Source organism: Bifidobacterium asteroides (assembly GCF_030758775.1).
GTDB lineage: Bacteria > Actinomycetota > Actinomycetes > Actinomycetales > Bifidobacteriaceae > Bombiscardovia > Bombiscardovia kimbladii.
The window spans coordinates 517306-541707 of the sequence record NZ_CP132384.1 but is presented as its reverse complement, the minus strand read 5'-3'; the positions used below and the strand labels follow the sequence as shown (position 1 = coordinate 541707).

The 24402-nt window shown below is 60.5% G+C and carries 8 protein-coding genes; all 8 read left to right on the top strand.

Annotated features, from left to right (window positions below; translation table 11 throughout):
• Nucleotides 1-221: 221 nt before the first annotated feature.
• Nucleotides 222-3884, top strand: a complete 3663-nt coding sequence (locus tag RAM15_RS01945; RefSeq protein WP_306221833.1) for an RCC1 domain-containing protein — start codon at nt 222-224, stop codon at nt 3882-3884.
• A 296-nt stretch (nt 3885-4180) separates the two neighbouring features.
• Nucleotides 4181-7693: an RCC1 domain-containing protein gene (locus RAM15_RS01940; RefSeq protein ID WP_306221832.1), complete on the top strand. Its 3513-nt coding sequence runs from the start codon at nt 4181-4183 to the stop codon at nt 7691-7693.
• A gap of 573 nt (nt 7694-8266) precedes the next feature.
• On the top strand, nt 8267-11830 hold the full coding sequence (locus tag RAM15_RS01935) for an RCC1 domain-containing protein (RefSeq protein ID WP_306221831.1): 3564 nt from the start codon (nt 8267-8269) through the stop codon (nt 11828-11830).
• Nucleotides 11831-12340: 510 nt separating this feature from the next.
• Nucleotides 12341-12658 (top strand): hypothetical protein, encoded by a 318-nt coding sequence (locus RAM15_RS01930; RefSeq protein WP_306221830.1) that lies wholly within the window; start codon nt 12341-12343, stop codon nt 12656-12658.
• Nucleotides 12658-16266 (top strand): RCC1 domain-containing protein, encoded by a 3609-nt coding sequence (locus RAM15_RS01925; RefSeq protein WP_444832401.1) that lies wholly within the window; start codon nt 12658-12660, stop codon nt 16264-16266. The genes RAM15_RS01930 and RAM15_RS01925 overlap by 1 nt, the downstream gene beginning before the upstream one ends.
• Nucleotides 16267-17153: 887 nt before the next feature.
• A complete protein-coding gene (locus RAM15_RS01920; protein WP_306221828.1) occupies nt 17154-20354 on the top strand; it encodes an RCC1 domain-containing protein in 3201 nt (1066 codons plus the stop codon).
• 429 nt (nt 20355-20783) lie between these two features.
• A complete protein-coding gene (locus RAM15_RS01915) occupies nt 20784-20930 on the top strand; it encodes a hypothetical protein (RefSeq protein ID WP_306221827.1) in 147 nt (48 codons plus the stop codon).
• 238 nt (nt 20931-21168) lie between these two features.
• Complete coding sequence (locus tag RAM15_RS01910) at nt 21169-24336, top strand: RCC1 domain-containing protein (RefSeq protein ID WP_306221826.1); 3168 nt, start codon at nt 21169-21171, stop codon at nt 24334-24336.
• The last annotated feature ends 66 nt before the right edge of the window (nt 24337-24402 follow it).

Sequence of the window (24402 nt, the reverse complement as noted above, 5' to 3'; positions counted from 1 at the left end):
AATCCCCCAACACAGCGGAGCCACCCTTCTTATTCACCCTGGTGTTGCTCCCGCTCTTGCCCGTCCGCGCGTGATAGACTGCAATACAGCTGTCGGGATGATCCCCGGCACACGTCTCGTGAAGCGACTTGGGGATTTTCATCATCGAGCCACCTGTTTGGGGAAAGGGGTTCGCAGCCATCATGCACCATAGGGATGCTTCTGCCCGGCCATGCATTGCCGTGAGCCTTCTGCTTGCCATCATCCTGCTCGCAAGTCTGATCATGGGCAGCCTCGCCACAGCCGACACTGACACCCACACCAACACCGACACAAGCCAGCCAACGCTGCAGGCCACGCCGACGACACCCCAGTCCCCATTGACACCAACACCCTCGCCACTGAACACCATACCCGAACACGATCAAACACCTGACAGCCGCCCCCAAGCACGCTCAACAAGGCACACCGTCACCTTCGACAGCGCCGACGGCAGCAGCATCGACCCTCAAAACGTCGATGACGGCGCACTGGCCAGCCGGCCCGCCAAGGACCCGACCCGGGACGGCTACCTGTTCGACGGCTGGTTCACCGGCAATCTTGCCTACGACTTCACCCAACCCGTCACTGCAGACCTCACCCTGACCGCCCACTGGACCAAGGGAACCAGTGCCTGGAGCCTCTCCCCCACCTCCGGGTCAACCGCCGGAGGTGACAAGATCACCTTGGTCCCACCCGCCAAACCCGGCGTACGATTCAGCCACATCAGCTCGGGTCTATGGCATACCTTGGCCACGGGCTCGGACGGCAACCTCTACAGCTGGGGAGAAAACAAAGCAAGTCTGGGACGCGACACCAATGAGATACCAGCCACCGCACCGAGCAAGGCGCCAGAAGGCACCCCAGGCCCGGTCACCCCGCCGACCGGCGTCCACTTCACCCAGACCAGCGCAGGAATGAGCCTTTCCCTGGCCATGGGCTCGGACGGCAACCTTTACAGCTGGGGACTAAACGACAGCGGGCAGCTGGGACGCAGCACCGCCAGCACGCCAGCTGACAGACCGGGCCTGGTCACCCCGCCGACCGGCGTCCACTTCACCCAGTTCACCGCCGGATACTCGCAATCCCTGGCCATCGGCTCGGATGGCAACCTCTACAGCTGGGGAGACAACAGCCGAGGCCAGCTGGGACGCGACACGGGATCAGCGACCTACGACGCCACGCCAGGCAGAGTGTCAATGCCGACAGGCATCACCTGCACCCAGATCAGCGGGGGAACCTTCTATTCCCTGGCTCTGGGCTCGGACGGCAACATTTACAGCTGGGGAGACAACACCGAGGGCGAACTCGGACGCAACACCAACAGCGAACAGCCAGAAACCCTGCCGAACAAAGCGATCCTGCCGAAAGGCGTTACGAAATACACCGCGATTTCCGCACAGGGATGGTGTTCTCTGGCCATGGGCTCAGACGGCAACCTCTACAGCTGGGGTTACAACGCCTACGGCCAGATGGGACGAGACACCGACACACCCACACAAAACATCGATCCAGGCAAAGTGACGCTGCCCAAAGGCGTCACGAGATTCACCCAGTTCGGCGCAGGAAACCAACACACCCTGGCCGTAGGCTCGGACGGCAACCTCTACAGCTGGGGGAGCAACAAATTCGGCCAGCTGGGACGTGATGCCAACAGCTTGAGAAATGCCACACCGGGCAAAGTATCCCTGCCGGCAGGCATCAGCTGCATCCAGATCAACGCAGAGAATACCTCCTCCCTGATCCTAGGCTCGGACGGCAACCTCTACAGCTGGGGAGACAACAGCCGAAGCCAGTTGGGACGCACGACCACTGGTCATTCTGACGCCCACCCCGGCACAGTCACATTCCCCGAGGATCCCAGACCCGTCAGCGTCAGCTTCGGCGGGACGCCCGGCACCAACCTCATCGCCGAGTCGAACGGCACCTGGAGCGTCACCACGCCCCAGCATGCAGCAGGCAAGACCGATGTCACCATCATCTGGGGCATGAATGGCCAGCAGCCCGACACCCACCTGACCTACCAATACGTGAACACCTACCATGTCACTTTTTCTTCCGACAGTGACTCCCCTACAGCACCCTCGGGCATGCCCGGACCCCAGTCCGTCACCGAAGGCAGGCAGGCCACACGCCCGATCGCAGACCCGACCAAAGACGGCTGCCTGTTCGACGGCTGGTTCCTCAAGGACTCAAAGGGCGAATCCAAGGTGGCTTACGACTTCAGCCAGCCCGTCACCAGCAGCATCACCCTGGTCGCCCATTGGAGCCCTGTAGACATCGGCAGCTGGGCAATCAGCCCGAATAACGGCGATGCCCAGGGTGGCCAGCAAGTGACCATCACCCCGCCCAAAACCGGCCGGGGCATCCGCTTCAACCAGGTAAGCGCCAGCGATAATTTTGCCGGTTTTTCTGTAGGGGTGACCAGCGATGGGAATGCCTACGCCTGGGGCGGCAACGACTACGGGCAGCTGGGCCAGGATCCGAGTACGACGGCCACACAGTACGCGCCGACCAAGGTCCCCCTGCCTGACGGCGCAGCTACCGGGTTCACCTACACGCAGGTCGCCGCAGGCGGAACCCACGTGCTGGCCATCGGCTCCGACCAGACCGTCTACAGCTGGGGACAAAATCAATATGGCCAGCTTGGCGACGGCAGCAGGCAAGACCGCTCCAAGCCACAGCCCGTCAAGGGCCCAGACGGACAACCCTTCAAGGCCACCCAGGTGACCGCCGGCTTCACCGATTCGGCAGCAATCGACCTGAATGGGCGCGTCTACGTCTGGGGCAGCGAAACCAACGGCCAGGACACCTATAGCGCGCCCAAACTGATGCCGGCCCTGGCCAAGGATCCCAGCGGCTCCGACAAGGGGCTGAAGGCGGTCCAGGTAAGCACAAGATACAGCTTCCTCATGGCCCTGGACGCCGACGGCAACGTATACACCTGGGGATACAACAACCACGGACAGCTCGGCAACGGCCAAAGCACAGGAAAATACAGCACCGCATATGTTGCCGACCCAGCTCCCGTGCCCGATCCCAAGAACGCCAGCAAGACCTTTAAGGCCAGGATGATCAGCAGCGGTGAAGTCCACGCACTGGCCATCGGTCAGGACGGCACAGCCTGGGCATGGGGAAGGAACACATCGGGCCAGATCGGCGATGGCACGCTGACCGACCGGTTCACACCCACGCAGGTGAAAAACCCTGCCGATGCCAGCCAGGGATTCCAGGCAGCCCAAATCATCGCCGGAGCCACATATTCGCTGACTATCGACCAGAGCGGCACAGCCTGGGGATGGGGAGAAAACACCTTTGATCAGTTGGGCAGCAACCAGGGCACCTCCGAGCTGCTCGTCCCCTCACAAGTGTCACCCCCCGCAGGCCAGGACAACGCAGGCAAGAGGTTCGCGGTCGCGCGGATCAGCGCAGGATCGGCTTGTTCCCTGGCCATCGGTCAGGACGGCAACCTCTACAGCTGGGGATACAACTATCGTGGGCAACTCGGCACCGGCAGCAACAGCGATACGAAGATCATTACGCCGACGCTGGTGGCGCTATATCCGCCGCCGCTGATTACCGGCGTCAGGTTCGACCAGACACCCGCCGGCAGCCTGCAGCAGAACGCGGACGGGTCGGTCACCCTGACCACGCCAGCCCACAATCCGGGACTGTCCGATGTGATCGTGGACTGGTCCCTGGGCACCGCCAACCAGACCCCGACCCACCTCAGCTACACCTTCAAAGGCATTCTGCCCCTCACAGGCAACACGGGGGTACTCCTTCTGCTCGCCTCCGGCCTGCTTGCCGCCGCCGGTGCTCTGGCAGCCGGACGCCACAGGCATGAATTCACTTCGCTCGAGTAAACGGCCGGGCCGCATCCCAAGAACGGCCCGGCCATGATGGGTGGCTCCGCACCCCCCAACATCAGGGAGCCACCCATTTTCATTTTTACCTCTGCGCCTAGAGGAAAATATCTGCTTCCCAACTTGACATAATATTTTTTATCCGTTTTAACCGAGTGTTGCTCCCCTTCAGACCCGAACCTGCATGCTAGCGTACTTTTTAGCAACCGGGAACGTACCCGGCATGCAGCCGATGAAAAAACTTGGGGTTTTCATCATCGGACCGCCTTACCTTGGGAAAGGGGTTTGTAGCGATCATGTGCCATCCGGACGTGTCTTCCCGGTCAGCCATTGTTGTAGACCTTTTGAAGGTCATCGTCATTCTTCCAGCCAGCATGATCATCGGCGGCCTCGCCGCGGCCGACGCCGTCGCGAAACCGATCAGCCCACCCCAGCAAACAGATGCTTCCATCAGCACGGCAACCAGCCGCGCTCAGGCAGGCTCAACCTCGTACCAGGTCATCTTCGACAGCGACAACGGCAGCAGTGTCGACTCACAAACCATTGCCGAAGGCACCCAGGCCAGTCGACCCGCGCAAGACCCGACCAAGGACGGCTACCTCTTCGACGGCTGGTTCACCAAAGACGCCAAGGGCGACTCCAAGGTCGCCTACGACTTCACCCAGCCCGTCACCACAGACCTCACCCTGACCGCCCACTGGACCAAGGGCACCAGCGCCTGGAACCTCTCCCCCACCTCAGGGAAAGTCAGAGGAGACACCAAGGTCACCCTGACCCCGCCAACCACACCAGACATACGCTTCAGCCACATCATCCCAGCAGAAGAAGATGGGTCCCAGGCCATAGCCTCAGACGGCAACCTCTACCGGTGGGGGGACAACAACTACAAAGCGGGAACCCCTGACGAAGAAAAACGTACACCGAGCCTGGTCAACCCGCCGACCGGCGTCCGCTTCACCCAGGTCAGCGGAGGATCCTCTCATTCCTTGGCCCTGGGATCGGACGGCAATCTCTACAGCTGGGGATACAACAAACAAGGCCAACTGGGACGCGAAATCGTCAGCGACACCACTCCCCCTTCTAAGATAGACAATCAGCCGGGGCTGGTGACTCCTCCGGCCGGCGTCCACTTCACCCAGACCTGCGTAGGAGCCTGGCATTCCCTGGCCTTGGGCTCAGATGGCAACCTCTACAGCTGGGGAAACAACAGCTACGGCGAACTGGGACGCGACACGGGTTCAGCCACATATGATGCCAAGCCAGGCAAGGTGTCCATGCCGGCAGGTGTCGCGAAAATCACCCAGATCAGCGCAGGTCCCTTCTACTCCATGGCTCTGGACTCGGACGGCGACATCTACAGCTGGGGGGGCAATGCTAACGAGGCGCTGGGACGCGACATCGGTTTGAAAAAAGAAGACCGAACACCGCGCAAGGTCTCCACCCCGATAGGCGTCAAGAAATACACGTGGATCATGGCTGGACAGTGGACATCCCTGGCCATCGGCTTGGATGGCAACCTCTACAGCTGGGGATGGAACGAATACGGTCAGCTGGGACGCGACACCGGATCAGCAACTCGAGACCGCAGACCACGCAAGGTGACTATGCCGACAGGCGTCAAGAAATTCACCCAGATCAGTACAGTACGCGAGCATTCCCTGGCCTTGGGATCAGATGGTAACCTCTACAGCTGGGGGCTCAACGACTGCGGTCAGCTGGGTCGCGACACCGGATCAGCCAAATACGACGTCAAGCCGGGCAAAGTGCCTACACCAGCAGGTGTCGCACAATTCACCCAAGTCAGCGCAGACTATTCCCACTCCCTGGCCATCGGCTCCGACGGTAACCTGTACAGCTGGGGATACAACCAGTACGGCGAATTGGGACGCCCCACCAGCGGCAAGTACGACAGCCGCCCCGGCATGGTCGCATTCCCCGAAGATCCCAAGCCCGATAACGTGAGCTTCGGCGGGACGCCCGGCACCAACCTCGACCCCAACCCGGACGGCACCTGGAGCGTCATCACGCCAAAACATGACCATGGCAGAGTGGATGCAGTCATTACCTGGAGGATGAACGGCGAACGACCGGACGCGCACTTGCCCTACAGGTACCTGGAAACCTACCATCCCACCTTCGACACCGCTGGCGGCTTCGGGTTCTACTGGCAGTCCGTGACTGAGGGCAACCAAGTGAAACGCCCCGATAAGGATCCGATCAGGGGTGGCTATTTGTTCGACGGCTGGTTCATCGGCGACACAGCCTATGACTTCAGCAGGCCGGTCACCGACAAGGTGACCCTGACCGCCCACTGGAGCAGAGCTAACACCAAGTGGAAACTCGACAAGGACAACGGGCCTGAAAGTGGCGGCCAAACCGTCACCCTGACTCCACCGCCAGCACGCGGCATCCGCATCAGCCAGGCTGACGGAGGAGACCTCCATTCCGCAGCCGTGGGCTCCGACGGCAGCCTGTACACCTGGGGAGACAACAGCCAAGGCCAGCTGGGCCGCGACACCGCCGACAAGCAGGACAGCCATCCAATCAAGGCGGATACTCCTGCACGCGTCAACTTCATTCATGTCAGCGCAGGCTACGGATTTTCCGTAGCACTGGCCTCCAATGGCAGCCTTTACAGCTGGGGAGACAACGCCCACGGCGAGCTCGGGCGCACAGTCACCAGCAACACCCCAGCCGACAGACCCAACAAGGTGGAGACACCTGCAGGCCTCACCTTCATCCAGGTGAGCGCAGGCGGATCCCATGTGGCGGCTGTTGATTCGGACGGCAACATCTACACATGGGGAGACAACAGCGCTGGCCAGCTGGGCCGTGCCGTCACCAGCAACAACCCCGCAGACAAGCCCGGCAAAGCGGACACCCTGACAGACGTAACTTTCACCAGTGTCAGTGCAGGCCAGGGCCACACGGTAGCCGTGGACACGCAAGGCGACGTCTACACCTGGGGCAACAACACCCACGGCGAACTCGGTCGCAGCACCACGAGCACACCCGCAGACAAGCCCGGCAAAGCCGACACCCCGGCAGGGGTCACCTTCACCCAGGCCAGCGCAGGCGGAAGCCACTCCGTGGCCGTAAGCGACGACGGCAGCATCTACACCTGGGGCAACACTGCCAATGGACAACTCGGCCGCGACACCAGCAACACCCCCGCAGACAAGCCCGGCAAGGTTGAAACCCCGGCTGGCATCACCTTCACCCAGGCCAGCGCCGGAGGCGCGCATTCCATCGCCTTGGGATCCGACGGCAACCTCTACACCTGGGGCGACAGCGGCAAAACCTCGTCAGACAGGCCCAACAAGGTGGATACCCCAGCAGACATCACCTTCACCCAGGCCAGCGCAGGAGCATCGTACTGCCTGGCCCTGGGATCCGACGGCAACCTTTACAGCTGGGGAGACAACGATAGTGGCCAGCTGGGCCGTGACACCGGCAGCGCTCAGGACGCCAGCCCGGCAAAGGATACCTTCCCCAGGCTTGGCATCCCCACGCACGTCCAGTTCGACAATGTGGAAGCCTCCGACCTGACCAAGAACTCCGACGGTACCTGGACGGTGACCACGCCGGCACACATGCCCGGTACGTCAACCGTCACCATCGAATGGAGACTGAACGGAGCAGCCCAGACCCCCGACACCAGCAACACGTATCGGTACAACTCCATCAGCGTGTTGCCCAGGGCCGGAGGAGGCGGCCTGCTCCCCCTGCTCATAGCCGAGCTGCTTGCCTTCGCATGCGCCGCAGCAGCCAGGCGCCACCGGCTGGAAACCCACAGCCGACAACAATAAAGACTTCCCTCGTGTAAGCAGGTCCGGGTTATCACTATCCCCAACACACTCCCGGACCACACGGGTGGCCCCAACTCCCCCAACACAAAGGGGCCACCCATATACTTCCGCCAGAACGGCATTGGCCTTACCTCTGACTACCGGCTTGCCCCTTGCGATCCTCGTAAAACAGGGGATTAACCGCCGAGAAGGGTGGCTAGTTCAGTCATGATGAGGTGAGCCGACGGGCTGTCAGATCAGATTGGTGCCCTCAGTCATGCCTCGCTTTCCTTCGTTTGATTAGTCAGCCCGATTTGCTTCCAGACAGATAGGAGTCTGGAAGTTGAAGCACTGGTTAGCGAAGCGATGCTTAACAGGAGGCTGGGGTCTCCCTACATTCGAACGCCTGGCTCCGGCTCGTGTGTGTTGTCGGCGGGCTGGGTGGTAGGGTGAAAAGCGGGGGATGTCGAGAAGACGGCTGGCTTGCGCCATCGGCTCCTGCGATTTGATGCAGGGTGGGCGCTGGCAGGCAGAACGTTGAATAGGCATGCGGTGTTGGTTCCGTTTGGTGTTTGGTGAAGGGGTTTTGGTTTCATGCATCTGGTTTCCCGTCTGCGTCGCATCATGGCGATGATGACCGTCCTGATCAGCCTGCTGGCAGGCATGGGCGTCGCATCCGCCCAGGCGGACGCTCCCATTCTCACCGGGGGGGGGGGTCGTCAGACCCCTCGCGTAGCTGAGCAAACCCCCGGCACCCTCCCCAGCAACACTCCAGAAACTCCACTACCATCGCCATCGCCGATACAAGCCGCCACACCGTTAAGCCCGACAGCAAGCCCAGGAACCCCGTCATCGACGACGGGAACACCCGGCAGCACAGGCTCCGCCCAGGCCAAACCAGCCGAGAAGACAGCTGATCAGGCTTCGCACACAGTGCGCTTCGACCCGGCCGACGGCAGCAAACCCACCCAAACGAGCGTGAAAACCGGCACTCTCGCCGCTCCCCCGCGACAGAACCCTGAGCGTGATGGCTTCCGGTTCGACGGGTGGACGCTTGACGGCCAACCTTTCGACTTCCGGATCCCTATTCTCCAGGACACGACCCTGACAGCGCAATGGTTGAAGGTCACTGATTGGACGCTGAGCTCGGACCATGGGCCCGCCTCCGGCGCAAGGCTGACCATCAGCCCACCCGACAGGCAGGAGCCCCAATTCGCCAGCCTTGATGCCGCCGGAGACCAGACCGTCGGCCTGACCGGCGACGGCAGCATCTACACCTGGACGCAAGACTGCCCGCCCAAACAGGTGCCTTTCCCCGCCCAGGCTGCCGACGGATTCCGCTACCTGCAGGCCGCAGCCGGCAGCCGCCGGCAGGCGGCTCTCGGATCCGACCAGCGGATCTACACCTGGACCAGCCAACAGCCCACGCCCACCATCCTCGACACCAGCCAGGATGCCAGGTTCACCAGCATCAGCATGAACGACAGCCTGCTGCTGGCGTTGGACCGGCAGGGACAGGTCCACGCTTTCCAAGACAGCCTGACGGGCAGCCAGAATCAGAATCCGAAATTCTTGGAGCAGGCCGCAACCAGCCTGCCCGGACAGGCGCAAGCCGTTCTCGCCTTCGCTTCCGCCAGTCGGATCCTCGCCCTGGACGCGGACGGGCACCTCTGGACCTGGGAGGCGAGCAAGACCGGAAAAGCCAAGCCCGGACGCGTCAAGCAGGACCCGGGCATGCGCTTCACTCAAGCCCAAACCCTCAGCCAAGGGTTCCTTCTTCTGGGTTCACAGGGGCAGGCCCGGTACCTGGCTGGCAGCACAGCCATTCCTGCAGCCGTCGGCCTGCCGGACGGCGTGCAAGCCAGCCGGATCGCCGCCAACAAGGACCAGGCCATCATCACCGGCACGGACGACCGCCTCTGGACCTGGAAGCCCGGCGATACGCCCACCCGCGCAGACAGCGGAAAGCAGCGTTACATGCAAGCGGTCCGCATCGGTAGCAGAATCACCGCCGTGGACAGGCAGGGCAGCCTATACCAGTGGAATCTGGACGAGCAAGGCCAGCTAAGCAAATCAGACCGGCTCGACACCACACAGACACCCACACTGGAATCAGCCAGCATGGACGGGCAAGCATTGACGCTCAGCAGGAAAGACGGTTCCTGGCAGACGGAGATGCCCGCCCATAAGCCCGGACAAGCCGTCATCACCATCGCCGGCAGGCAGGATGGCCAGCCTTTCACCAGGAGCCTCGGCTACACGGTCGACCAGCCGCTGACCAGAGGCGACCAGCAGGATTCCACCTACACGGTCCATTTCAACGCGAGCGGAGGAGGCCCGACCCCCCAGGACCAGAGCATCCAGCCAGTCTACGGCAGAATCCAGCGGCCCACGCCTGATCCGACGCGCGAAGGCTACCAGTTCGACGGGTGGTTCACTGGGGAAGTCGCCTACGACTTCAGCAGGCCCGTCACCACAGACCTCATCCTCACCGCCCACTGGACGCCAGAAAACGCAAGCAACATGTGGAGGATCAGCCCCAACAAGGGCAGCCAGCTGGGCAGGGAATCCACTACCATCACCCCGCCTGACAGCGCCAGCCGGGGCATCAGGTTCAGCCAGGTCAGCAGCGGAGGATACGTCATGGGTGATCAGACTGGGTATTCGCTGGCTGTGGGCAGCGACGGGAACGCCTACGCCTGGGGCAACAACAAGTTCGGCCAGCTCGGCAACGGGACGACCACCCAGCAGAACACGCCCGTACCGGTGCCAAAGCCTGCAGGCGCGCCCGCGGATTTCACCTACGTGCAGGCCTATGCCGGAGGCTACCATTCGCTGGCCATCGGCAGCGACGGGTACGTGTACGCCTGGGGACTCAACGACCACGGGCAGCTCGGCAACAACACCAAGTCCAATTCATCGACCCCCGTGCGCGTGCACGGGCCCGGCAACACCGGCGAAGGGCTGAAAGCCATCCAAGTCGCCGCAGGAGCCTGGAACTCCATGGCATTGGCCGCCGACGGCACCGTATACACCTGGGGCAGCATATCCAAAGGATGGGGCTATGACTGCTCCAGCCCGCAGACCGTGCCCGCAACGGTCAAGGACCCTTCGGATGCGAGCGGCGTCCTCCACGCCGTGCAGATCAGCACCAGCTGGTCCTTCGACATGGCCCTCGGCCAGGACGGGTATGTATACGCCTGGGGATACAACACCAACGGCCAGCTCGGCAACAACACCAGCGACGGTACCAGCACCACCGTCTTCCACCCCACGCCCAGCCGCGTGTTCGCCTCCAGCAAGTCCACGGCTGCTGCGGGCCCCTGGCTGAAGGCCGTCCAGGTGAGCGCCGGCGGATGGTTCGCATTGGCTATCGGCGAGGACGGGAACACCTGGGCATGGGGACAAAATACTTATGGCGCACTCGGCAACGGCACCACCAGCAGCAATGGTGCGAATCCTATTCCCGTGCGCGTGCAATACCCCGCGAATGCGGGCTCCGTGACAGCCATGCAAATCAGCGCCAGAGGTAAACATTCGCTTGCACTTGACAAGGAGGGGAACACCTGGGCATGGGGATACAACAGCTATGGCCAGCTAGGCAACAACAGCACCAGCGACCGGACTATCCCGGTGAAGGTGCTAGCGTCCGCGCAGTCCACAAGCTCGGCCGGCCCCTGGCTGCAAGCCGTGCAAATCAGCGCAGGCTACCATTGTTCATTAGCGATCAGCATAGACGGGAACGCAAAAGCCTGGGGACGGAACGACAATGGCCAGCTCGGTGACGACACCACAAACAGCAAGTCGGCTCCTGTGCCGGTTTCGTTCAACCTGACGCCGGTGATCACCGGCGTCAGATTCGACCAGACCGCCGTATCAGGCCTGACCCGTGGCGATGGCAATAGCGTGACCGTGCTCACGCCCGCGCACCAGCCGGGCACGGTCACCGTCAGCGTCGACTACACGCTGGGCGGCGCACCCCAAAAGCCGGACACCTCTCTCCGATACACGTACCTGCCCGCAGGCGTGCTCCCCCAGGCCGGCGGGGAAGGCATCCTGCTCGCCCTGGCCACCGGCATGACCGGCATGGGCGGGATCCTCGCCTCACGCCGCCACCGGCAGGAAACACGCCAACTGCTACACGCTTCACGCGAGTAAGAGCGGCCGGGCGGCGTATCAATCCCCCCGCCCCCGGCCCATCAAGGGGGAGCAGGGAGGAACGTGCCAATCAAGGCTCAAACCCCAAGAGAGCCGACACCCCTCCCGCGCCCCCACCACACTTATTTAACCGCCAATGACCGTGATGCAGGCCAAACCGATCCATTCATAGCCCGATCATTCATACCCACAACACGGTCCAACTGCATTTGAGGCAGCGTGTCAAGCACAGGCGAAAGGATAGGCAAGTGCATCAGGCCTATCCTGGCATAGCTGACCGGTCTTTTTGAGAGCGACGGAAAAACCAACAGATTCCGGATTCTTCAACCGCACTATCCTTGGCCGTCGGAGAATGATAACTACCGGATCGCACCATGCTAGGTTCGACCGAAACGTTCGCCCACACAGGGCATTGGATGCCGCCATCCGTAGCATCCAGACCTGATTGACACTGCCGCTTCCCTCACATCTGATTTGCCAGCCCGTTCCGTTGCTGAGCAGATGCTGAACATGGCGGTCGATATAAGAGTCGACACAGTGATGCGATTAATCGGACAATACGACGCTGACATAACAGTTAATGATGGCTCGCCGTACCGTGCGGATCGGCTATCACGGATTGCTTCGTGTGTTGTTTTTTCGGCCCGGTGGTATGGTGTGAAAACAGGGCATCGGAAATGTGTCTGTCTTCCGCAGTGGTTCGTGCAATTGGATGCAAGGGCTGGCGCTGAAAGGCTGAACGGTTTTTCGATGGACAAGACGTTACAAGGCAAAGCGGCACTGTTTCGCTGGTTCGACCGTCGCGAACCAACAGACAATGCCCAGTAATGGTAAGGGGTTTACGAGTCATGCATGTGGTTTCCCAACTGCGTCGCACGCTGGCGATGACGACCGTCCTGATCAGCCTGCTGGCAGGCCTGGGCGTCGCATCCGCCCAGGCGGACGCTCCCATTCTCACCGGGGGGGGGGGTCGTCAGACCCCTCGCGTAGCTAAGCAAACCCCCGCCACTCTCCCCAGCAGCGCAATCAACACACCACTGCCCACACCATCACCAATACAAGCCACCGCACCATTAAACCCAACAGCAAATCCAAACACCTTGTCAACGCCGACAGGCACGCAGGACAACACAGGCTCACCTTCGACCAAGCCATTCAATAACAATGAGACGGATAGCCAGGCCACGCACAGAGTGCGCTTCGACCCTGCCGACGGGAGCAAGCGAACACAGTCAGCCGTGAAAACCGGCACTCTCGTTGTACCTCCGGAACACAACCCTGCACGTGAGGGCTTCCGGTTCGACGGGTGGACACTCGACAACCAGCTTTTCGACTTCCAGACCCCCATCCTCCAAGACACCACCTTGACTGCGCAATGGAGCAAAGCAACGGACTGGACGCTGAGCCCGGATCACGGGCCCGCTTCTGGCGCTCTGCTGACCATCAGCCCGCCCGACAGGCAGGAACCTCAATTTACCAGTGTTCATGCCACAGGGGAGCAGATTGTGGGCCTGACCGGTGACGGCCGCATCTACACCTGGACGCAGGACAACAGGCCAACACAGGTTCCCGCCCCCGCCCAGGCTCCCGACGGGTTCCACTACCTGCAGGCCGCAGTCGGCAGCCGATGGCAAGCCGCATTGGGCTCCGACCAGCACATCTATACCTGGGCCCACCAACAAGCCACACCCGGAACCCTCGACACCGGCCAAAACACCAGGTTCACCAGCATCAGCATGAACGATGACAGACTGCTAGCCGTGGACCTGCAAGGACAGGTCCGCACCTTCCAAGCCAGCCAGCCCGGCACCCAGGACCTGAACCCGAAATTCACAGACCAAATCACGAACAGCCTGCCCGGACAGGCACAGGCCATCACCGCCGCCGCCTCCGGCAGCCGGGTCCTCATCGTGGACGCGGACGGACAAGCCTGGAGATGGGATACGAACAAGATTGGCAGCATCAAACCTGCACGCATCAAGCAAGACCAAGGAATCCGCATCATCCAAGCCCAAGCCCTCAACCAAGGGTTCCTCCTGCTGGACGCGAACGGGCAGGCCAATTACCTGGCCGACAGCACCACCAGCGCGATAGCAGTCAGCCTGCCGGACGGCGGCAAGGCCGGAACGATCACCGGCAACGGCAGCCAGGCCATGATCACTGATACGAACGGTCAGGTCTGGGCATGGCAGCCCGGCAAGACACCCATGCGCGCGGACAACGGGGACCAGCACTACATGCAGGCCGCCGAAGCCGGCAGCAGGATTATCGCTCTGGACAGTCAGGGCGACATGCTCGCGTGGAGCCTGGACGCTCAAGGCAAACCCGGAAAGCCAGCAAGACTCAACACCAACACCGCCCCCACCCTGGAATCAGCCAGTATGGACAGCCAGCCGCTCAAACTCACCAAGACCGGCGACGTATGGCAGACGCCGATCCCCGCACACAAGCCCGGACCAGCCGCCATCCTCATCACCAGCAGGCAGGACGGCCAAACCTTCACCAGAAGCCTCAACTACACAGTCGACCAACAGCTGACCAGAGACACGGAACCAAACACCACCCACACAGTCACCTTCAACACAGACAGCGGAACCCCCAAACCAGCAGACCAGCAAGTCTCCTACCCATACGGCCGGGTCCAGAGGCCCTCCCCCGACCCAACACGCGACGGCTACCAGTTCGACGGATGGTTCACCGGCAACATCGCCTACGACTTCAGCAAACCCGTCACCACAGACCTCACCCTCACCGCCCACTGGACACCCAACACGCAAAACAACCAATGGCGGATCAACCCCGACAAGGGCAGCCAGCTCGGCAACGAAACCACCACCATCATCCCACCAGACACCAGCCGAGGCATACGGGTCAGTCAAATAAGCGGGTCAAAAGAAAACTACGAGTACGGCTTTTCCTTAGCTGTGGGCAGCGACGGGGACGCGTACGCCTGGGGAAACAACACGTATGGACAGCTCGGCGACGGGACGACCACCTACTACCAGTACACGCCGGTCAGAGTGAAGACGCCTGACCGCAAGACGTATCCGGACCTGCCAGAGGATTTCACCTATGTGCAGATCAGCGCCGGACAATATCATTCGCTAGCCCTAGGCAGTGACGGATACGTGTACGCCTGGGGAAGCAACTCCAATGGTGTGCTCGGCAACAACAGCTCCAGCCCTTCGTATGCTCCTGTGCGCGTACGCGACCCCAACAGCCCCACAGACGCGAGCAAAGGATTGAAAGCCATTCAGGTCAGCGCCGGAGGCTATCATTCGCTGGCCGTGGGCACCGACGAATACGCCTACGCCTGGGGATTAAACAACAATGGCCAGCTCGGCAACAACAGCTCCAGCTCTTCGTATGTGCCTGTGCGCGTACGCGACCCCAACAGCCCCACAGACGCGAGCAAAGGATTGAAAGCCATTCAGGTCAGCGCCGGAAATTATCATTCGCTGGCACTCGACAAGGACGGGAACGCTTGGGCATGGGGAAGCAACGGCAATGGTGAGCTCGGCAACAACAGCTCCAGCTCTTCGTATGTGCCTGTGCGCGTACGCGACCCCAACAGCCCCACAGACGCAAGCAAAGGGTTGAAAGCCACACAGGTCAGCGCCGGAAACTATTATTCGCTGGCTGTGGGCAGCAACGAATATGCCTATGCTTGGGGAAACAACGGGTTTGGTAAGCTCGGCAACAACAGCTCCAGCTCTTCGTATGCTCCTGTGCGCGTACGCGACCCCAACAGCCCCACAGACGCAAGCAAAGGGTTGAAAGCCACACAGGTCAGCGCCGGAGGCTTTCATTCGCTGGCCCTCGACAAGGACGGGAACGCCTGGGCATGGGGAGACGACGATCATGGTCAGCTTGGCAGGGGCACGTACACTAAATATTCATACCCCGTGAAAGTTTTCGCCTCTTCACAATCCACGAACTCGGCCGGCCCCTGGCTGAATGCCGTACAAATAAGCGCCGGAAACCATCATTCGCTGGCCATCAACACGGATGGGAACATCAAAGCATGGGGATACAACAACTATGGGCGGCTTGGCGACGGCACCACTAGGGAATCGACTGTTCCTGTGCCGGTAGCGTTCAACCTGCAGCCGGTGATCAGCGCAGTCAGGTTTGACACCAGCCCAGCCAAGAGCCTGAACCCTGTCAGCAACAGCAACAACGTCACCGTGACCACGCCCGCTCATCAGCCGGGCACGGTCACGGTCAGCGTCGACTACACGATGGGCGGAATAGGAAGCACCCTGACGGACAAGTCCCTGACCTACACGTACACACCCCTGGGCGTGCTCCCCCGAGCCGGAGGGGAGGGCGTCCTGCTCGCCCTGGCTACGGGCATGACCGGCATGGGCGGGGTCCTCGCCTCACGCCGCCACCGGCAGGAAACACGCCAACTGTCACATGCTTCACTCGAGTAAGAGCGGCCGGGCGACGTATCAATCCCCCCGCCCCCGGCCCATACAGGGGGAGCAGGGAGGAAAAGTGCCAGTCAAGGCTCAAACCCCAAGAGAGCCGACACTTCCCTCCCGCGCCCCCACCACACTTCTGCAGGGGAAGCCGAGGCAGGCATGCACGCCCCCGCCCCCGCCCGGGAGAGGAGGAAACACGGCCAGGCCGGCCGCTGTTCATTTCCCTTCCCCCTCCCTCCTCATGATTTGGCGAGCAGCCGCCTTTGCCCAACCATCGAGGTCATCGCCACCCAGGGCTCGGACCTGGCTCGTGTGTGTTGCTTGTTAATCCGGTGGTATGGTGAAAAACGTGGGGGCGTCGAGAAGACAACTGGCTTCCGCCATTGGCTCATGCAATCCGATGCAGGGCTGGCGTTGAAGGACAGAAGGGCTTTCCGACGGACAGAACTTTAAACAAACAAACGGCATTTGAATTCGTTTGGTGTTGGTAAGGGGTTTTGGTTTCATGCATGTGGTTTCTCGTCTTCGTCGCGCGTTGGCGATGGTGATCGTCCTGCTGAGCCTGCTGGCAGGCTTGGGCGTCGCGTCCGCAAACGCGGCGGACGCTCCTGTACTCACCGGGGGGGGGGGGTCGTCAGACCCCTCGCGTAGCTAACGGAACCCCCGGCACTCTCCCCAGCAACGCAACACACACTCCACTTCCGACCCCATCACCACTGACAACCACATCACCATTAAATCCCGAAACAACAGATCCATCTGCTCCATCATCGCCGACAGCTACTACCAGCAGTACGAATTCCGCTTCAACCAAGCCATCCGACAAGACGGATGATCAAGCCACGCACACGGTGCGCTTCGACCCGAATAACGGAAACAAGCCAACACAATCAACCGTGAAAACCGGCACCCTCTTCATCCCTCCAGAACACAACCCTGCACGTGAAAGCTTCCAGTTCGAAGGATGGACGCTTGACGACCAGCCCTATGACTTCCAGACACCCATCCTCCAAGACATAACCCTGACTGCAAAATGGGCCAAAACCACAGACTGGACGCTAAGCCCGAACCATGGGCCCGCCACCGGCACCCAGCTGACCATCAGCCCGCCCGACAAGCAGGAACCCTACTACAGCAGCATCCAAGCCGCAGGAGACCAAATTGTGGGCCTAACCGGCGACGGCCGCATCTACACTTGGACGCAAGACAGCACACCCATGCAGGTCCCCTCCCCCGCCCAAGCTGCCGACGGGTTCCACTATCTGCAAGTCGCAACCAGCAGCCAATCGCAGGCCGCATTAGGATCCGACCAGCACATCTACACATGGGAGAGCAGACAGGCAACGCCCACCATCCTCGACACTGGCCGGAACACCCAATTCACCAGCATCAGCCTGAACGATGACAGACTGCTAGCCGTGGACCAGCAGGGCCGAATCCACACCTTCCAAGCCGGACAAACCGACGGCAATGATTCCGACCCGAAGCCAGTCGAGCAGGCCACGACCGGCCTGCCCAGTCAGACGCAGGCCGTCCTTGCCGTCACTTCATCCGGCCGGATCCTCGCTCAGGACACGGACGGATACGTTTGGACATGGAAAGCAATCAACAATAGCAGCATCAAGCCTGAACACATTAAGCAGGATCCGAGCATGCGCATCACCCTAGCCACAGCACTCAGCTCAGGATTCCTCCTCCTAGACGCGGACGGGCAGGTCCAATACCTGGCCGACAGCGCAACCAGTACCACTGCCATCAGCCTGCCCGATAGCCAGAAAGCCGGCAGAATCACTACCAACAAGAACCAGGCAGTGATCACAAGCAGGGACGGCCACGTCTGGGCCTGGCAGCCCGGCAAGGCACCCGTGCGCGCAGACAACGGGAACCACTACTACACACAGGCCATCAGCATGGGCAGTAAAATCACCGCCTTGGACAGGCAAGGCGGCATGTCCATGTGGAATCCAGACGTTCAAGACAAACCAATCAGACTAAACACAACGCAGACACCGATCCTGGAAACAGCCAGCATGGACAGCCAGCCAATGAGGCTGAGTAAAGAAGACAGATTCTGGCAGATAAAGCTTCCAAACCACAAGCCCGGGCCAGCCACCATCACTATCACAGGCAGGCAGGACGGCCAGACCTTCACTAGGAACCTGAAGTACACCGTCGACCAGACACTGCTAAGGGATGCCGAACAGGATTCCATCCATACAGTCACTTTCAATACAGCCGGAGGAGGCCAAGCACCCAAACCACAGCAAATCAGTTACCCATACGGTAGAGCAAAGCGACCCTCACCCGACCCAATGCGTAAAGGCTACCAGTTTGACGGATGGTTCATCGGCGATGTCGCCTACGATTTCAGCAAGCCCGTCACCAAGAACCTCACTCTCACTGCACACTGGACGCCCAACACACAGAACAACACGTGGAGTATCAGCCCAAACAAGGGCAGCCAGCTCGGCAACGAAACCACTACCATCACCCCGCCAGACACCAGCCGAGGAGTACGATTCAGCCAGATCAGCGGGTCGGTAGACGTTAACTACGGTTTTTCCTTGGCGGTGGGCAGCGACGGGAACGCCTACGCCTGGGGATACAACAAGTATGGCCAACTCGGCGACGGGACGACCAGCAGCCAGTACACGCCGGTCAGGGTGAGGACACCTGACCGCAACACGTACCCGGACCTGCCAGCGGACTTCACCTACGTGCAGGTCAGCGCCGGAGGCGAGCATTCACTGGCCCTAGGCAGCGACGGATACATCTACGCATGGGGATTAAACAACTACGGTCAGCTCGGCAACAACACCAAGACGAATTCGTCTGTCCCTATGCGCGTACGCAACCCTGCCAGCCCCGCTGATGCAGGCAAAGGGCTGCAGGCCATACAAGTCAGCGCCGGAACATGGAGCTCCACGGCGTTGAGCGCTGATGGGACAGTGTGCACATGGGGCAGCATGGCCAGCGGATTCGACTACGTCCGCACTAGTCCGCAGACTCTCCCTGTTGCAGTTAAGGATTCGTCGGATGCAAGCGGTGTCTTCCATGCAACGCAAATAAGCACCAACATGGCTTTCAACTTAGCCATCGGACAGGACCATTACGTATACGCTTGGGGCTATAACACCAGTGGCGAGTTCGGCAACAAAAGAAAGGATGGCGATTTCACCACAATCTTCCATTCCAAACCAAACCGTGTGTTCGCCTCCAACAAGTCCACAGCTTCAGCCGGACCTTGGTTGAAAGCCATACAAGTAAGCGCCGGAGATCATCATTCACTAGCGATCGACGACAACGGGAACACATGGGCATGGGGGCGCAACAACTCTGGCCAGCTCGGCAACGGTAACATCAATAGCAGCGCTAGAACGAATACCGTTCCCCAAAAGGTGCAATACCCTACGAATGCGGGGATGGTAAAGACCGTGCAGGTGAGCGCCGGAGGCTGGCATTCGTTGGCCGTCGACAAGGACGGCAATACCTGGGCTTGGGGAAACAATGAATATGGCCAGCTCGGCGACAACAGCACGAGCAATCAGTCTATCCCGGTAAAGGTGTTCGCCTTCGAGCAGACTGCAAGCTCTGCAGGCCTCTGTCTGAATGCCACACAGACAAGCGCCGGAGACTACCATTCGCTGGCGATAGGCACGGACGGATACACCAAAGCATGGGGAAACAACCAGTATGGAGCGATCGGTAAGGACGCAACAAGGGGTTCTAAGACGAATTCTGTTCCGGAGCCGGTGGTGTTCAATCTAGCTCCAGTGATTAGCCGCACCAGGTTCGATGCCAGCCCCGCTAAACATCTGACTCAAATCAGCAACAGCAATAGCGTCACCATGCTCACGCCCGAGCACCTGCCGGGCACGGTCACAGTCAGCGTGGACTACACGCTGGGCGGCGCAGGAAATATGCTTACCTACAACAAACTCCAATACACGTACCTACCTGCGGGCGTGCTCCCCCAGGCTGGTGGGGAAGGCATCCTGCTCGCCCTAGCCACCGGGACAGTAAGCATGGGAGGGGTCCTCGCCTCCCGCCGCCACAGGAGGGAACAACACCAACTGCTACACGCTTCACTCGAGTAAGAGCGGCCGGGCGGCGTATCAATCCCCCCGCCCCCGGCCCACATAGGGGGAGCAGGGAGGAAACGTGTCACTGAAGGCTCAAACCCCAAGAGAGCCGACACTTCCCTCCCGCGCCCCCACTACACTTCCGCAGGCAGAGAGAGGGCAGGCATGCACACAGTCATCTTGTACTGTTTATCTCTCCATCTAGGTAATAGATGGCAACAACGACCCTGCCCAACTAAAGAATCGTTATTGCCGAATGACTGGCTCTGGCTTGTGTGTTGTCTGTTAACTGGGTGGTAGGGTGAAAAGCGGGGGACGTCGAAAAGACGGCTGGCTTTGCCATTGGCTCTTGCAATTTGATGCGGAGCTGGCGCTGGCAGGCAGAACTTTAGTAGGCAAGCGGTGTTGATACCGCTTAGTGTGTGGTGAAGGGGTTTTGGTTTCATGCATCTAGTTTCCCGTCTGCGTCGCATCTGTGTGATGATGACCGTCCTGGTCAGCCTGCTGGCAGGCCTGGGCGTCGCATCCGCCCAGGCGGAGGCTCCCATACTCACCGGGGGGGGGGGGTCGTCAGACCCCTCGCGTAGCTAAACAAACCCCCAGCATTTCCTCCAGCAACGCAACCAGCACACCACTACCATCACCCTCACCAACACAAAACACCACACCACTAAACCCAACAGCAAGTCCGGGCACCCCGTCATTGACGACGACAACACCTGACAGTAGGGACACTTCACCGACTAAAACAGCCGAAAAAACAAATAATCAGGCTTCGCACACAGTGCGCTTCGACCCGAATAACGGAAGCAAGCCAACGCAGTCAACCGTGAAGACCGGCACTCTCCCCACTCCCCCGCAACAGAATCCCCAACGTGATGGCTTCCAGTTCGACGGATGGACATACGGCGGCCAGCCTTTCGACTTCCAGACTCCTATCCTCCATGACACGATCCTGAAAGCCCAATGGACGAAGACCACGGACTGGATGCTGAACCCGGACCACGGGCCCGCCACCGGCGCTCGTCTGATCATCAGCCCGCCCAATGGGCAGGAGCCCTACTACGTCAAGATCCAAGCCGCAGGAGACCGGTTTATCGGCCTGACCGGCGACGGCCGCATCTACACATGGACGCAAGACGGCACCCCCAACCGGGTTCACTCCCCCGCGCAGGCATCCGACGGGTTCCACTACCTGCAGGCCGCAGCCGGCAGCCAATGGCAGGCCGCATTGGGATCCGACCAGCACATTTACACATGGGACAGCCAACAGGCCACGCCCACCATGCTCAACACCAGGCAGAACGCCCAATTTACCAGCATCAGCATGAACAATGATCGTCTTCTAGCCGTAGATCAGAAGAGCGGGATTCACACCTTCCAAGCCAGCCAGTCCGACACCCAGAACCCAACTCCAAAGCTCGGAGAACAAGCTACAGCAAGCCTGCCTGGACAGGCACAGGCCGTCACCGCCGTCTCCTCCGCAAGCCAGATCCTCATCGTGGACGCGGACGGACAAGCCTGGACTTGGGACGCGAACAACATCGGAAAGGCCAAACCCACGCGCGTCAGACAAAACCCTGGCATGCGCATCATCCAAGCCGAAGCTCTCAGCACAGAATTTCTCCTCCTTGACACAGAAGGGCAGGCCCATCACCTAGCCGACAGCACTACCGGCCCTACCGCTCTCAGCCTGCCGGACGGCGCGAAAACCAGCCGAGTCATCGCAAACAATGACCAGGCGCTGATCACGGACACAGAGGGACGCGTTTGGGCGTGGAAACCCGGCGAAACGCCCATGCGCGCAGACAACGGGAACAAACAGTACATACAAGCCGTCAGCGTCGGCAGCAGGATCACCACGATCGACAGACAGGGTAGCATACTTGCGTGGAGCCTGGACGCTCAAGGCAATCCCGGCAGGCCAGCAAGATTCGACACCAAACAGACGCCCACCCTGAAATCAGCCAGCCTGGACGGCCAGACATTGACGCTCAGCAAGACCGCCGGCGCATGGCAGACGCAAACACCCGCCAGCAAACCAGGACAAGCCGCCATCACTATCACCGGCAAGCAGAACGGCCAACGCTTCACCAGAAACCTCAAATACACGGTCAACCAGACGCTGGCCAGAAACATGGAGCCAGGCGCCCCCTACACGGTCACGTTCAACATAGACGGCGGAACCCCCACACCAGAAAACCAGAAAGTCTCCTACCCATACGGCAGGGTCCGACGGCCCTCCCCCGACCCAACACGCAACGGCTACCAGTTCGACGGATGGTTCACCGGCAACATCGCCTACGACTTCAGCAAACCCGTCACCAAAGATCTCAACCTCACCGCACACTGGACGAGCAAAAACCCCAGCACAGCGTGGACCATCAGCCCCAACAAAGGCAGCCAACTCGGCAATGAGATGACCACTATCACCCCGCCAGCTACTAGTCGCGGCATCAAATTAAATCAAGTCAGTAGTTCAAGAGACAACGGCTCTTCGTTATCTGTTGGCAGTGACGGGAATTCATATTCTTGGGGAGACAACTATTATGGTCAGCTCGGCGATGGGACAACCGGCAACACCCGGACTGCGCCGGTCGTAGTGAAAAAGCCTGATCTTAAGACGTATCCGGACCGGCCGGCGGATTTCACCTATGTACAGGTCAGCGCCGGAGGCCCGCATTCGCTGGCCTTGGGTAGCGACGGATACGTTTACGCCTGGGGACTCAACGACCACGGGCAGCTCGGCAACGGAACCAAATCAGATTCATCTACACCCGTGCGCGTGCATGGCCCAGACAACTCCGGCGAAGGCCTCAAAGCAATCCAGGTCTCTGCCGGCGCACGGAACTCCATGGCTCTGGGCACCGATGGGAGCGTATACACCTGGGGTAGCATGACCAATAACGATAATAGCTCCTCAAGCCCTCAGATCGTCCCCACCAAGGTCAGGGACCCCTCAGATGCCAGCGGCGCATTCCATGCCTTACAGATCAGCACCAGCTGGTCCTTTGACCTGTCCATCGGCCAGGACGGGTACGTATACGCTTGGGGCTATAATAACCTCGGCCAGCTCGGCAACGGAACTACTAGTGGCTATTCGACCATCCCCAACCGCGTGCCCTCCTCTACCCAATCCAAATCTGCGGCAGATCCTTGGCTTAAAGCCACTCAAGTAAGTGCAGGAGGCTGGTATGCTCTGGCCATCGACGAAGATGGGAACACCTGGGCATGGGGGCAAAACAACAGTGGTCAGCTCGGCAACGGAACCAGCACCAGCTATAACGTTGCAAACCCTGTCCCGCAAAAGGTGCAATACCCTACCAACGGGGGCACAGTAAAGGCTGTCCAGATAAGCGCAGGACGCTGGCATTCGTTGGCCATCGACAAGAAAGGAAACGCTTGGGCATGGGGATTCAACACCTGGGGTGAGCTCGGCATCAACACCACAATGGATCAGCTTTCCCCAGTAAAAGTATTTGCTTCTGCGCGATCTACTAACTCGGCCGGCCCTTGGCTAGACGTTTCACTAGTAAGTGCAGGAGATGTCCATTCGCTGGCAATCGACACGAGTGGGAACGCCTTGGCATGGGGATGGAATGACTCTGGTGAGCTCGGTAGCAGCAATTCGGGAACGAGTTTGACTCCTGTACCGGTATCATTCAACCTGCAACCTGTGATCATGAAGGCCAGGTTCGACACCAATCCCGGCACGAACCTGAAACGCGGCGATGGCAGCAGCATCACCGTGCTCACGCCTGCACACCTGCCGGGCCTAGTCAAGGTCAGCGTGGACTACACGATGGGCGGCGCGGGACGTACCATGACCGACAAATCGCTGACCTACACGTACCTGCCAGCAGGCGTGCTCCCCCAGGCAGGCGGGGAAGGCATCCTGCTCGCCCTGGCCACCGGCATGACCGGCATAAGCGGAGTCCTGGCATCCTGCCGCCACCGGAGAGAACAACACCAGCTGCTTCACGCTTCGCACGAGTAAGAGCGGCCGGGCGGTGAATCAATCCCCCCGCCCCCGGCCCATACAGGGGGAGCAGGGAGGAAACGT